Source organism: Putridiphycobacter roseus (assembly GCF_003234935.1).
GTDB lineage: Bacteria > Bacteroidota > Bacteroidia > Flavobacteriales_D > Crocinitomicaceae > Putridiphycobacter > Putridiphycobacter roseus.
Genome location: NZ_QKSB01000009.1, coordinates 92,274 through 107,270, shown reverse-complemented (window position 1 = coordinate 107,270; position 14,997 = coordinate 92,274). Strand labels below are relative to the sequence as shown.

The following is a 14,997-nucleotide window of genomic DNA, read 5'->3' as shown; positions in this document are numbered from 1 at the left end:
AATGGATATTCCATCTAAATTACCAAATATTGGCACCTCTATCTTTACCACTATGTCGGTTTTGGCAAATCAAGAAAACGCAATTAATTTAGCGCAAGGTTTTCCTAATTTTCCTGTCGATATGGAATTGAAGAAAAAGGTAATCGAAGGATTGGCAGCAGAACAAGTGCAATATGCACCCATGGCTGGTCGTTTAGACTTGAGAAAAAGTATTGCTAGAAAATTAAACCTACAACACGGAATTGAGGTAGATCCACTTACCGAGATTACGGTAACAGCCGGCGCAACTCAGGGGATTTATGCGGCAATAACAGCTTTGATTCAGCCAGGGGATGAAGTAATCTTGTTCGATCCAGCTTATGATTGTTATGCACCGACTATTCAATTAAATCAAGGTATTCCAATGCATGTTGAATTAAATTTTCCAGCATATAGTATTCCTTGGGAAAAAGTGCGGGCAACTATTAATGCAAGTACAAAAATGATCATCATTAATAATCCGCATAATCCTTCTGGTGCGGTTTTGAATGCAGCAGATATTAGGGCTTTAGAAAAAATAATTGAAACTTATCCGCAGCTCATTATTCTTAGTGATGAAGTGTATGAACACATGCAATTTGTAGGGAATCATCTTTCGGTATTACAATCCCCCAAATTAAGAAAGAATAGTATGGTGACCTATAGTTTTGGGAAGACGCTACACGTAACGGGATGGAAATTAGGATACGTAATTGCACCAAAAGCTTTAAATGAAGAATTACAAAAGGCACATCAATTTCAAGTCTTTTGCGCCAATAATACCATGCAATATGCCGTGTCTAAATATTTAGATGAAGGAAATGTATGGGCAGGTATTTCCAAAATGTACCAAGCAAAAAGAGATTTGTTTCTAAAGGCAATGGAAGGCAGTCGATTTAAAGCTTTGCCTTGTAATGGTACTTATTTTATGTTGTTCGATTATTCAGCAATTAGTAAGGTTTCTGATGTTGAATTTGCCATCACACTGACTAAAAAACACAAGGTCGCTACTATTCCAGTCTCCGTTTTTTATAAGCAAAAAACCGACCATCATGTGGTACGGGTTTGCTTTGCAAAAAACGAGGAAACTTTATTGGCGGCAGCTAAAATATTAAAGGAATTATGATACCTAATTTGAAAGTTTTAGCCATTCAATTTGACATTGTTTGGGAAGATAAATTGGCAAATTTTAAAAAAATTGAGGCTGACTTTTTTAAAAAAATAAAGGCTGATGAAACAGATTTAATTGTCTTGCCAGAAATGTTTGCGACTGGGTTTACTATGAAGCCCGAGGTGTTTTTTGAAGCAGAAAATGGAGAAACATTTACGTGGTTAAAATATTGGGCGGGAAAATTAAACACCCATATTTGTGCCGGTTTAATCACTAAAAATAACCAAGGCAAATTTTTGAATACTTTGGTGTTTATCAGACCAGATTCGTCCATGGAATTTTATTATAAAAGGCATCTTTTTCGAATGGGGGAAGAAAATGCATATTATAGGCAAGGCAAGGAAACGAAAATTGTAGAACTAAAAGGGTGGAAAATCAACTTGCAGATCTGTTATGACCTTCGTTTTCCAGTCTTTACAAGAAATCGGATGGAACAAGGTGTGGCAGATTATGACCTCTTAGTTTATATTGCTAACTGGCCAGAAAAACGCGCTTATGCTTGGACTAATTTATTAGTGTCAAGAGCGATAGAAAATCAATGTTTTGTTCTAGGTGTTAATCGCGTTGGATTAGATGCTAATGGTATAAAACATAGCGGAGACTCTACGGTAATTGATCCGCTGGGCAAATATTTGAAGGCACCCATAAAAGATAAAGGTATTATTCAACAAGCATTGAATTACGATATGCTCTATAAAACACGTACTCTTTTTCCTGTATTATTGGATGCCGATTTATTCGAAATTACCATTCAATAAATAATACTTACCATTCAAGTAGATATTATTTTGTGATTAAATAAGTTTTATTTAATTTTACAGTATATTAATCTAAATAAAACATTACATGAAAAAAGTATACTTATCTACTGCGCTTATGTTTTTAGCAGGTTTTTCTTTTGCACAAATGCAATCGTTAGAATCTTTAAAGCACATTGAGCCACAAACTGAAAATTCAAATGTACGTCCAATCTCTTTAGCAAATGATAGAGCTGAAGGTGACGTAATCATTACTGATGATTTTAGTAATTTTGCCAATTGGAATATACCTGCTGATGCAAATGGTAACCAATGGGATTTATTAACTGCTACACCATCTTCAGTTACAAATTATATTGGAACAATGGCGTCTTCTACCGCAGCAAATGGTTTTGCATTTTTTAATGGTATTGATTTATTGTTAAATGCAACTACTACGCCATTTGGAGTGCAAGATGCATTATTGGAATATGTACCTACTATTAACTGTACTGGTATACCTGGTGTAACTTTAGAGTTTGAACAAAGACATAGAGCTTTTAACTCAGATACTACTTGGTTAGAAGTTTCTGGTGATGGTGGAACAAACTGGACTGCTTTTGCTTTAAATGCTGAATTAGCAAGTAACAGTAATACAGAACAAAATACAAAAACAGTAAATATTTCTAATGTTGCTGGTAACTCAGCAAATGTAAAAATTAGATTTAGATGGACTGGTGGAGATGATCAAGCAACAGGAGCCGGTTATGGTTGGTTTGTTGATGATTTAAAAGTTTTTGAATCTTGGGATTATGAAAGTGCTTTAGTAACTTCTAAATATAGAATGGGTGTTTCTGGAACTGTTTTTCTAGGTGGTTTAGATTATCACATGATTCCTTTAAGTCAAACTGCTCCAATTGAATTTTCTGGTGAAATTTTAAGTAATGGTGGAATGGTGCAAACTGGATCTAACTTAAGTGTTGATATTTCAGGAGCTGGTACTTTTTCTTCTGTTAGTCCAAGTTCTGATATTGCTATTGGTGCAACAGATTCTTTTGCTGTAGCTAATGCATTTACACCAACAGCTATTGGTACATATAATGTAGTGATGATGGCAAATCAAACAAACCCTGATCACGATTTAACTAATAATGTATTTAATACTTCTTTTGAAGTGACTGATTATATTTATGCTAGAGATAATGGTGTGGATAATGGAAGTATTTCAAACGTGAGTAGTAACCCAAATTTAGAGTTGTCTATTGGTAACTTAATGGAAGTTTTTGCGGATGGTAAAGTAGGTGCAATGGAAATTGTAGTTTCTGATGCAGCAACAAACGTTGGACAGTCTATTTATGGTAGAATTTTTAAATATGATGCTAATATTACTGATTATGTAGAAGTAGCTATTACAGATGATTATATAATTACTGCAGATGATATTCAAGGTGCACCGATTAGATTATATGTAAATGATGGCCCATACAATGTATCTGCTGGTGATGATTTATTAGTTTTAGCAGCACACTACGGTGGGACTGACGAAGTTGAGTTTGCAACTGCACAACAAGTAGCAGATGGTTCTGTTCGTGGTATTACTGCAGATAATTCTCAATTTACTTTAACTTCACCTTCTGCTATTATGGTAAGATTAGCAATGACAGATTTTACAGGTGTTGATGAAGCGGAAGTTTCTACAATTACTGTTGGTCAAAATGTACCAAATCCATTTAATACAACTGCTAAAGTTGCTTATACATTAAATGAAAATGCTAATGTTTCTTTAAACGTTGTTGATTTAACAGGTAAAGTAGTTGCTACTTATAACCAAGGTTCTCAAAATGCGGGTAACCACACAATCAACTTAAATGCAGATAACTTATCTAATGGAGTTTATTTTTACACATTCACTGCTGGAGAATATTCAGTAACAAAAAGAATGGTTGTTAGTAAATAAGCAATTAAAATAAATTTTAAAACCCGCTTCATTTAATTGAAGCGGGTTTTTTTATTTTATAAATTCTCTGTAGTCAAGGGTATGCTCAATGTGACGAATTTCAAGGAATCTTTGGGAGAATAATGGATGACCTTGACTGGATTTTAAGGCCTCTAGGCGATACTTGTCAAAGGCTTTTAAAGCCCTTCTTTCTTGTCTTGATAATGCTAAGCCTTCAAAATAATCATACTTTAAATCACTTATTGTTTTAATGAAAGCGGTAAGTTTATTAGATTTAGATGACATAACTTTTATTATTAATTGGATACTTATTTCATTATTTCAAATTCCATGCCTTTTATTTTATAATTTTAACATTTGCTTATGAACCATAATTCACTTGGCTTGTACCAATATCTAAAACCTAATTTATGAAATTATTGCAGTTAAAATTTATTGCCTTATTTCTTTTCATTTGTAGCATGAATACTGTTCACTCACAAACAAATTTTAATGAACGCTGGCTCAATATAGACGCCTTAGAAAAACAAGGGTTGTACCGTAAAGCTTTGATAGAAGTAGATATTTTGTTGGTCTTGGCTAATAAAGAGCTGGCAACTAACCATATAATAAGAGGAATATTTTATCAATTAAAATTTAACCAACACATTACAGAAGACGATTATATCTTGGGAATTGCCAATGTAAACAAACAATTACGCGCCACTGACGACAAAACTGCTGCTATTTTACATGGTTTATTGGCCGAAATTTATTTTGGCTATTACAACCGTAACAGATGGAAGATTAATCAACGTACCGTACTGGCAGATGAAATTAAAGCGGGGGATATTAGAACTTGGGATGCTACACAATTTGCAAAAAAAATAATTGCGCATTATCAAATTTCGCTCAAGGATCAAGAATTACTATACCAGTCGAACCTAATTGACTTTAAAGAAATATTGTCAAGCTATAACACTAAGAGTTTAGAAAAATTGACCCTCTATGATTTTTTGTTTGAAAGGGCTTTTAATTTTTTCAGTCAAAACTCATTCAATATAGATGGTCCAGCGGAAACTTTTAATCTCAACCATGTTAATTATTTTAAAAGTAATCAACAATTTATTGACCTTCCAATCCAAACTAATGATTCTTTTAATTTAAAGTATTATGCCGTTGAGTTGCTTCAAGCTCGTAGTAAATATTTTTTAAATAAGAATCTTCCTAAACAGCGTTTTGAAGTACAACTGAAACGTTTAAAATATGCTAAAACACATAGTACTTTAAGTAATGCGACAGAATTATACGAAGCGGCAATAAAAACCATGACCTTAAATTATAAGGACTATGAGTTTGTTGGTGAAGCTTGGTTTGAATTAGCTACAATCTTTACGGAACAGGCCGCAACAATTCATATTAAAACAGCTACAGCCAAAGAAAAAAGAAAGCTACAAGAAGCAGTTGCCATTTGTCGAGAAGTGATTAAAAGAGCTCCCCAGTCTATTGGTGCTAGCCAATGTAAAGCATTGTTGTCACAAATACAGCAAAAATATATTGAAATAAGTACAGAGATTGCCTACTTACCTAATGTTAAAAATCTTTGTTTCATTACTTATCAAAATGTAGCCGCTGTATATCTAAAAATTTATCCTGCTCCTACCACTAGACTAAATAGAGATAAGCTTAAACGATACTTAGAAAAAACAAACACTGTATTCGATTCTTTACTGACCTTGAATGGGAGTGAGGATTATTTGAAGCACAGTGCTGAATTTGCTTTACCAGCGTTACCATTGGGTAGTTATATGGCGGTTATTAGTTCTAGTGATGATTTGAATAATGAGAATGAAGGGATGGCTTACACTTCGTTTTGGGTTACGCAAATGACATTTCAAACGAAAATTAAAGACAATAAGATGGAAGTCTTGAGTATTTGTCGTAAAGTTGGCCACCCTTTAGAAAATGTAGAAGTAAAAGTGAAATATGAGGAGTACAACCGAGCATTGCGAAAGAATATAGAAAAAACGGTTGGTACTTATAAGTCAGATAAAAATGGAAAAGTAACCGTAGTCGGGTTGAATAATTACAAGTCTTATTACGTGAGTTTGAAGAGTGGGAAAGACAGTTATGAACCAAAGAATACTATTTATTATTACCAAAGAAATACCCCTTCAGACCCTGGAAATTCAGTCGCTTTTTTTACAGATAGGAAACTGTATCGTCCCGGTCAAACTATTTATTTTAAAGGGATTGCTACCACTTTTAAAAATGGTAAAAATAAGTTGTTGCCTGATTTCAAAACCTTTGTTGAATTTTTAGATGTCAACCAACAAGTGATTAAAAAGGTGGATGTGGTGACCAACGAATTTGGTTCTTTTGAAGGTAAGTTCACCGCTCCTTATGGTGCTTTAACTGGATCTATGAGGATTCAAAACCATTATGGTAGCACAAATGTACAGGTAGAGGAGTATAAAAGGCCGAAATTTAAAGCTAATATTTTGGCCATTGAAGGAGAGTATCAATTGAATGATTCAATTCCTGTAAAGGGAAATGCAGCTGCATTTGCTGGTAATAAAATTACAGATGCAAAAGTAGTGTATCGTGTGCAACGTACTGCCCGTTATTCTTATTGGAGATGGTGGTATCGTCCTTCGGTATCCAAAGAAATATGCAACGGAGAAAGTATGACGAATGCGCAAGGTGAATTTTCATTTAACTTTAAAGCACTTGCGGACGAATCTATCGACCCTAAAACTTTACCCATATTTAATTATACTATTACAGTAGATATTATAGATATTAACGGTGAAACACATTCCGATACAAGAATTTTTAGTCTCGGCTATCAAAGCCTATTGCTTTCTAATAATATTCAAAAAACCATTAATAATCAAAAAGAAGCAAGTTTTAAAATTGAAGCAAGTAGTTTAAACGGCGAACCTTTAAATGTAAAAGGTACTTATCAGATAGAACAACTTGTAACCCCTAAACAAACTTATATTAGTCGGTATTGGGATACACCAGATCAACAAAATTATAATGAAAATACTTTTCGGAAAATGTTTCCAACTTATGCCTATGACAGCGAGACAGATTTTAAGAATTGGAAGGTAGAAGGAATGCAACAACGAGGTGAATTTGAGACCTCAAAAATGGATGAATTTTCTTTTGATAATCTCATAAAATGGAAATCTGGATATTATAAATATACTGCAACCACTCAAGATAAAAATGGTTTAACCATTACAGACGAAGTTTATTTTAACTTATATAATCCAAGCGCAAAAAAACCAATTGCTAATGAAGTCTTTCATGTCACTTTATTAAACAAAACAGTGAAGCCTGGAGAAATGGCACAGGTACTATTGTCGACTAGTGAAAAGCATTTGAATGTGTTCGTTGGTACTGATTTAAAAGGAAAAACCATAAAGGAAGAGTGGATTCATTTAAAGAATGAGCAAAAACTTATTGAAATCCCAGTAGGCGAAAAGCATATTGGTGGCTTTTCCTTAGACTTGATAGTTTTAAAAAATAATAGAATATATAGCCAATCTCTCCAAGTTTTGGTGCCTGAACCTGCGCATCACTTAAGCATTTCTATGGAATCCTTTCGTGATAAGTTATTGCCAGGGCAAGAGGAGACTTGGACTTTTGTCATTAAAAACGCATCAAATGAAAAAGTAAAGTCTGAGCTTTTAGCGAGTTTGTATGATGCTTCTTTAGATGAATTGTTTAATACCAATGATTTCAACTTGACCTTATATAAACCATATTACTATAGCGCTAATTGGAGCGCTTCTATTGGATTTGGAAAACAAAGTGGAGGTAATGTTAATTATAACTGGAATGACTACGTGAGTATGCCATATCACAGTTTTCCGCAATTGAATTATTTTGGGTTTAACGTTTATGGTTATTACGGGGGTGTTAGCAGATTTTCGAAGTCAAGCGTAATGATGGATTCTGATAGTGGAAGTCCTGAACTGGAGACAGTGGAAATGATGGATGATCACGCAAAAAGAAAGGAAGCACCGATTCCGCCCGTAGTTGCTGCTGCTGTTAAACAGTTGGAAGCACCAAATGAAGAGGATAAAGCCCCGGTAATAAAAGAGACTGAAAATGAAACTACGCCTTTACAAGTCCGCAAAAACTTTAACGAAACTGCTTTCTTCTATCCCCAATTACATACCAATGAGGCAGGTGAAATCCGTATAAAATTTACCATGCCTGAAAGTTTAACCAAATGGAAATTAATAGGATTGGCACATAGCACGACTTTAGAAATAGGTCAAATTGAAAAAGAATTGTTGACTCAAAAAGATTTAATGGTAATGCCCAACATGCCTCGTTTTTTAAGAGAAACGGATACGATTTCCTTGTCTACAAAAATTTCGAATCTGCTCAATGAAAATATTTCGGGTGCTGTAAGTTTAAAATTGTTTGATCCCATTACTGATGAAGAAATCACCAATAAATTCCAAGTCTTTAAAGAGGTTCAAAATTTTTATATAGCGCCAAATGGAAATGCACAAGTGAGTTGGCAATTAAAAATTCCGGATACTTATAGCGCAGTTAAATATCAAATTGTTGCCAATACTGAAAAACACAGTGATGGCGAAGAAAATGTATTACCCATTTTATCAAATCGTATGTTGGTGACGGAGTCAATGCCAATGCCAATGCATGGCGTGGGCAGTAAAACTTTTATCTTTAAAAAATTAAAAAATCAACAAAGTACGACATTAAAACAACATAATTTATCCTTAGAATTTACTTCAAATCCTGCTTGGTATGCTTTGCAAGCTATGCCCTATATGATGGAATACCCATACGAATGTGCCGAGCAAACATTCACAAGGTACTATGCAAATGCAATTGCTACACACGTTTTAAATTCAAAACCAAGAATTAAGTCAGTGATTGAAGCATGGGGCGAGGATTCTCCAGATGCGTTTTTATCTAAACTCAATAAGAACGAAGAATTAAAAGCCCTATTAATCGCGGAAACTCCTTGGGTGATGAACGCGAATAGTGAAACAGAAACGAAAAAGAACCTCTCCATTTTATTAGATATTAACCGTATGGATGGGGAGTTGAATAAAGCACTTTCAAAAACTATTCAAGCACAATCGAGCAACGGAGGATGGGCTTGGTTCCCTGGAATGCTAGAAAATCGTTACATCACCCAGCACATAGTTACTAGTTTGGGGCACTTAGATGTTTTGGGTATCCAAGCCATTAAGTCAGACAAAAAAGTGCGCAATATGGTGGAAAAAGGCGTGCGTTTTTTAGATGAAGAAATAGTCAAAGATTTTGAGAATTTGAAAAAACACCACGGGGAAACCTATTTAAAAACTAATCACTTGGGCTACGTGCAAATTCAATACTTGTACATGCGTTCTTACTTTCCGGAAATTAATCTGAACAAAAAAACGGAGGAAGCAGTACTTTACTATAAGGCCCAAGCAGAGAAATATTGGTTAAGCTATAATGTTTATGCAAAAGGGATGATAGGATTAGCTGCTAAAAGAATGGAAATGGATGTGTTGGCCAGCAGCATTTATAAGTCATTAAAGGACAATGCAATTGTACATGAAGAATTTGGGATGTATTGGAAGTCATACGCAACGGGTTATTACTGGTACCAAGCGCCAATAGAAACACAAGCCTTGATGATTGAATTTTTTAATGAGATGGCGGATCAATCCGCCGTAGAGCAATTAAAAATGTGGTTATTGAAAGAAAAACAAACGACACATTGGAAAACGACCAAACAAACATCAGAAGCAGTTTACGCTTTATTGTTAAACGGAATAGACTTGTTGGCAAGTGAAGACTTGGTGGATATTACTGTTGGCGGTCAAGCCTTAAAATATGTCAGTAAAACACCTACATCCCCATACGAAGTAGTTGCAGAGGCAGGAACAGGTTATGTTAAAACCGCTTGGCAGACAGATGAAATTTCTGCTTCAATGGGAGAAGTAAAAGTGACTAAATCGAATAAGGGTCCTGCTTGGGGAGCCATGTATTGGCAATACTTTGAAGACCTTGATAAAATTACTTTTCACGAAACACCATTAAAATTGTCAAAACAATTGTACCGGGTTGAATGGACAAATAAAGGAGAGAAATTGGTATTGATTACCAATGCAGCACCTATAAAGGTAGGAGATAAAATTAGGGTGCGTATCGAGTTACGTTCTGACAGGAATCTAGAATATGTGCACATGAAGGATATGCGCGCGGCAGGATTTGAACCCATAAATGTCATTTCCTCTTACCATTATCAAGGTGGACTTGGTTATTATCAAGCGACAAAAGATGCAGCAACGAATTTCTTTTTCGATTACATTCCAAAGGGGACTTATGTATTCGAATACGATTTAAGGGCTGAGCAATTGGGAAGTTTTTCAAATGGAATAGCCACCATTCAATGTATGTATGCACCAGAATTCACGGCACATGCCGAAGGAATTAGAGTAAATATTAAAAAATAAAAGAATCAAATGATAGATGTTTTTACGCCAGAGTATTTTATGAAGCAAGCTTATTTGCAAGCAGAAATGGCATTAGAGCAAGATGAGGTACCGGTAGGCGCAATCATTGTTGCCAACAATACCAATACCATAATCGCAAGGGCACACAATTATACAGAAAGATTAAATGATGTGACAGCACATGCAGAAATTCAAGCCATTACTGCAGCTGCTTCTCATTTAGGGGCCAAGTATTTGAAAAATTGTACGCTTTATGTCACTTTAGAGCCATGTGTGATGTGCGCGGGTGCATTGGCTTGGTCGCAAATCGACCATATTGTATTTGGTGCAAGTGACCCAAAAAGAGGGGCGGGGAGATTGGTAGAAAATGTCTATCATCCAAAGACTAAAATAATTGGCGGTGTTTTGGCGGGTCCTTGTCAAGAAATTTTACAGCATTTTTTTAAAGAGAAAAGAGGTTAAAAAATGAATGGTATTTATTGTTTAACCACATTTGGAAATAGCACAAATAATTTCTAATCAAAAATTAGTCTTAAATTTGCGAGACTATGAAAACAGAAGGCCTTAAACATACTTTTTCGAAAGCAGAAAAGCTTTGTTCAAAAACGTTGATTTCGGCAATTTATCAAAAAGGAAATAAGCTTAAGGAATATCCGTTTATTTTAAACTATATGGAAGTTCCGGAAGGTTATGATGTCGCCTCACCTGTTCAAATAGTAGTCACTGTGCCCAAAAGAAGATTTAAGCTTGCGGTGAAAAGAAATCGATTGAGAAGGCAAATTAAAGAAGCATATCGATTGAATAAAGCGCCATTTATCAATGCGGTAAAAACAGGAGATAAAAAAGTGGCTTTATTTTTAGTTTATATTGGAAAAGAAAAAGAGTCGCACCTGTTGATGGAGAAAAAAATTAAGGTACTTTTAAAAAGGCTGGAAGAAAAATTAGCATTATGAAAATAAAAATCTGTTTGTGGATTACTTTAATGTGGTCATCAAGTGTTGGTTTTACGCAACAAGACCCAAGTAATGATATTGATTTTGAGATTTTAAAAAATCTGGAATTATTTGAAATGGTTTATAAAAGTGTGGATTTAAACTATGTAGATGAGCCAAATCCGGGAGAATTAATGCGGACAGGTATTGAAGCCATGTTGGCCGAACTAGACCCCTATACTAATTATATACCTGAATCCTTGATGGAGGATTATAAATTGATGACTACCGGACAATATGGAGGAATTGGCGCCATTATCAGACAGGTTAAAGAACAAGTAATGGTCATTGAACCTTATGAAAACTATCCTGCACAAAAGGCTGGTTTAAAAGCGGGTGACGTTTTTTTAGAAATTGACGGGAAAAGTGTAGAAAACTTAACTTCTTCGCAAGTGTCAGAAAAACTGAAAGGACAACCAGGTAAAGATTTGTCCCTTAAAATAAGTCGACAAGGCAAGCAAATGGATTTTACTTTTGCAAGAGAAGAAATTAAAATGCCCTCCGTGCCGTATTATGGTTTTGTTAGTGATAATATTGGCTATATTAAGTTAAATTCATTCACGCAAACGGCAGCCAAAGAAGTTTTGGATGCATATAATGCACTGCAAAAACAGGGAACTGTCGAAAAGTTAATTTTTGATTTAAGAGGAAATGGTGGGGGACTACTAAATCAAGCCAATCAAATCGTTAATTTCTTTGTGAAAAAAGGTTCCGATATTGTTGAAATAAAAGGAAGGGCTGAAGGGGTAAACCATAAGTATACTGCTAAAGCTAATCCTGTAGATGCTAAAATTCCGATTGTGGTATTAATAGATGGGGGCTCTGCTTCTGCTAGTGAGATTGTTTCAGGAGCCTTTCAAGACTTAGATCGTGCCGTAATTGTAGGGACTACTTCTTTTGGAAAAGGATTGGTGCAGAGGCCAATGGATTTAAAATATAACGCAAAGATCAAGGTTACAATTGCAAAATATTATACGCCAAGTGGCAGGTGTATTCAAAAGTTAGATTATTCTCATAAAAAAGTAGGCGAACATGCCAATGAGATGGATGAGAGTACGTTGAAAAAATTTAAAACTGGGAATGGCAGAACAGTTATTGATGGCAGGGGTGTAGAGCCTGATGTAAGTATTGCAAAAGATACCCTGCATGAGTTATCTGCCATATTGATGATAGACAACATTATTTTTGAATATGTGACAAAATTTAGTCAAACGAATGCAAGCATTGCAAAATCTGGTGAATTTGAGTTGTCTGATGCCGCATATGAATCTTTTAAAACGTTTGCCTTAGCGCAAGACTTTGAATATACAAATGCTTCTCTTGAACTACTCAAAGAATTAAAACTAGATATGGAAGCAGATGGTTTATATACGGAAGCAAAAACAACTTATGATGCGCTTTATGAAAAACTTAAACCTGTGAAATCGGATGATTTGGAAAAATATAAACCAGAAATTAAGTTGCTTATTGAAGATGAAATTATTGGCCGATATTATTTTCAAAAGGGTAGAATTGAGCAGTCACTGGTAAAAGATAAAAATGTGTTGGAAGCCATTAAAATATTAAATGACCAATCACGTTATAATGATATCCTTAAGATCCAAAATTAACTTATGCTTGATAAGTGGTTTAAAGCCCCGGTACATTATTATTTATACTTAATTGCCTTATCCTTAATAGCGGTAGGATTGTCATCCTCGAAAGTTTTGATGAGTATTGGTACTATTTGTCTAATTGTAAATTCTTTATTAGAAGGACAATTAAAACTAAAAATGGATCGGCTTAAAAAAGATCCGGCTCTGATTATAATTATACTTTTTTTACTTTTTTCAATCCTTACTTTAGGGTGGAGTGATAATTGGAACTATGGTTTGGATGATCTAAGAAAAAAATTGCCTTTCTTTATTATCCCAATAGTAATGGGTACTTCTAACCCATTAAAAAAGGAACACTTTAAATTAATTATCTACTTATTTGTTACTGCATTAGTACTATTTTCTGGTATTAATTATTTTTCATATATACAGCAACTGACAGAAATTAAAGACGTTCGAGAAATGTCTAAATTCTTGTCGCATGTAAGGTTGTCCTTGCTTATTAACATAGGTATATTTATATCGGGGTACTATCTTTATAAAGAATTCCGCCAAAATTATTTGTTAATACTGGCATTAGTTTGGTTAGTATTTTACCAATACAAGTCGCAAGTGATTAATGGTTATGCCTTGTTTTTGGGGCTAAGCTTTATTACAGCACTTTTTTTAGTGCGACAATTGAAATCGAAATTGTTGCGGCGTTTTATTTATAGTTTTACGATCGTTTTGGGAGTGGTTTTGGTTGTTTTTCTTGGCCGTTTTATAAAACAAGCGCCTGCTGTAGAACAGGTTGATTTTTCGAATTTAACGCTTTATACCGCTAACCATAATGGCTATTACCACTTAAAGGATGCGAATATAATGGAGAATGGTAAACTTGTGTATTTGTACATTAGTACCAAAGAGTGTCGCAAAGCTTGGAATAAAAGGTCTGATATGGCTTTTGACGGTCTTGATAAAAGGGGACAAAAACTGGAAGGAACACTTTATCGTTATATGACCTCTAAAGGACTTAGAAAAGATTCTGTAGGATTCTTATCTCTCCATAATCGAGACATTCAATTGATTGAGAATGGACACTCTAATTTTAATGTGAACAAAGGGTTTTTAGAAAAATTGTCTGATTTAAAAATGCAATGGTATACACTGCAAACCAAGGGAGATCCTAATGGTAATTCTATTATTCAAAGAAAAATTCACCTAGAAACAGGACTAAGTATATTAAAAAACAATTGGTTATTTGGCGTTGGGATAGGAGATGTGGATGATGAGTTTAGACGTCAATACAGGGTGGATGATTCCTTATTAAAAAAGGAAAATCAACACCGATCGCATAACCAATTTTTAACTATTTGGATATCCCACGGGATATTTGGATGGATATTGATCTTATCCCTATTTATCGTTCCTGTTGTTCAAGGAAAAGCTAGAAATTACTGTAGTATAGTTATACTGTTTTCCTTATTTTTATCATTTTTAACTCAAGATATGCTAGAAACGCAAGCCGGAGTGACTATTTTTGGGTTTTTTTATAGTTTATTTGTGATTAATCAAAATATAGATGGCAAGGATAGATAAATTCATTTGGTCGGTAAGGTTGTTCAAAACGCGTTCAATTGCTGCAGATGCAGTCAAAAAAAATCGGGTTTTGGTAAACGACGAGGAAGTAAAAACTTCCAAAAATGTGAAGGTGAATGATGTGGTTACCATCAAAAAGTCGGGTGTTAAGTTTACCTACAAAATACTTGAATTGAATGAAAAAAGGGTAGGGGCTAAATTGGTCGATCAATTCATTGTAAATACAACCCCAATCGAGGATATTGAAAAGTATAAAGAAATTCAATCCAATCAATCCTTTTATCGCGAGCAAGGTAGTGGGAGACCAACAAAAAAGAACAGAAGAGATATTGATGATTTTTGGGAATAAGGACTATTCCTTTGCAATTAGGCAATAAAGTCTATTTAATTAACTAAAATTAGTTGAAAAACTGTAACCTTTCTCCTCTTTTACGCGCTATATAACTATAGTTTTGTAATAATGTGCCTTA

The 14,997-nt window shown here is 34.5% G+C and carries 10 protein-coding genes; 9 read left to right on the top strand and 1 reads right to left on the bottom strand.

The window, feature by feature from the left end:
* The first annotated feature begins 1 nt into the window (after nucleotide 1).
* The 3 genes from DNU06_RS13650 to DNU06_RS13640 all read left to right on the top strand — a co-directional run bounded on the left by DNU06_RS13650 (nucleotide 2) and on the right by DNU06_RS13640 (nucleotide 3,883).
* Nucleotides 2-1,144, top strand: a complete 1,143-nt coding sequence (locus DNU06_RS13650) for a methionine aminotransferase (RefSeq protein WP_111064051.1) — start codon at nucleotides 2-4, stop codon at nucleotides 1,142-1,144.
* A complete protein-coding gene (locus DNU06_RS13645) occupies nucleotides 1,141-1,947 on the top strand; it encodes a nitrilase-related carbon-nitrogen hydrolase (protein WP_111064050.1) in 807 nt (268 codons plus the stop codon). The genes DNU06_RS13650 and DNU06_RS13645 overlap by 4 nt, the downstream gene beginning before the upstream one ends.
* Before the next feature lie 88 nt (nucleotides 1,948-2,035).
* A complete protein-coding gene (locus DNU06_RS13640; RefSeq protein WP_111064049.1) occupies nucleotides 2,036-3,883 on the top strand; it encodes a T9SS type A sorting domain-containing protein in 1,848 nt (615 codons plus the stop codon).
* 51 nt (nucleotides 3,884-3,934) lie between these two features.
* On the opposite strand, the gene DNU06_RS13635 is transcribed toward DNU06_RS13640, so the two are convergent.
* The gene (locus DNU06_RS13635; RefSeq protein ID WP_111064048.1) at nucleotides 3,935-4,168 is read right to left on the bottom strand and encodes a hypothetical protein; all 234 of its coding nucleotides are present in this window, start codon (nucleotides 4,166-4,168) and stop codon (nucleotides 3,935-3,937) included.
* Nucleotides 4,169-4,293: 125 nt separating this feature from the next.
* On the opposite strand from DNU06_RS13635, the gene DNU06_RS13630 reads away from it, so the two are divergent.
* The 6 genes from DNU06_RS13630 to DNU06_RS13605 all read left to right on the top strand — a co-directional run bounded on the left by DNU06_RS13630 (nucleotide 4,294) and on the right by DNU06_RS13605 (nucleotide 14,876).
* Nucleotides 4,294-10,362 carry an alpha-2-macroglobulin family protein gene (locus DNU06_RS13630; RefSeq protein WP_111064047.1) on the top strand — a complete coding sequence of 2,023 codons (6,069 nt, stop codon included), beginning with the start codon at nucleotides 4,294-4,296 and terminating at the stop codon, nucleotides 10,360-10,362.
* A 9-nt stretch (nucleotides 10,363-10,371) separates the two neighbouring features.
* Complete coding sequence (locus tag DNU06_RS13625) at nucleotides 10,372-10,824, top strand: nucleoside deaminase (protein ID WP_111064046.1); 453 nt, start codon at nucleotides 10,372-10,374, stop codon at nucleotides 10,822-10,824.
* Between the two features lie 86 nt (nucleotides 10,825-10,910).
* Nucleotides 10,911-11,315, top strand: coding sequence for a ribonuclease P protein component (gene rnpA / locus DNU06_RS13620; RefSeq protein WP_111064045.1), 405 nt, complete (start codon nucleotides 10,911-10,913; stop codon nucleotides 11,313-11,315).
* Nucleotides 11,312-12,964 (top strand): S41 family peptidase, encoded by a 1,653-nt coding sequence (locus DNU06_RS13615; protein WP_111064044.1) that lies wholly within the window; start codon nucleotides 11,312-11,314, stop codon nucleotides 12,962-12,964. Before rnpA ends, DNU06_RS13615 begins: the two co-directional genes overlap by 4 nt.
* 3 nt (nucleotides 12,965-12,967) lie before the next feature.
* Nucleotides 12,968-14,527: an O-antigen ligase family protein gene (locus DNU06_RS13610; RefSeq protein WP_111064043.1), complete on the top strand. Its 1,560-nt coding sequence runs from the start codon at nucleotides 12,968-12,970 to the stop codon at nucleotides 14,525-14,527.
* Nucleotides 14,511-14,876: an RNA-binding S4 domain-containing protein gene (locus tag DNU06_RS13605; protein ID WP_111064042.1), complete on the top strand. Its 366-nt coding sequence runs from the start codon at nucleotides 14,511-14,513 to the stop codon at nucleotides 14,874-14,876. Before DNU06_RS13610 ends, DNU06_RS13605 begins: the two co-directional genes overlap by 17 nt.
* Nucleotides 14,877-14,997: the final 121 nt, after the last annotated feature.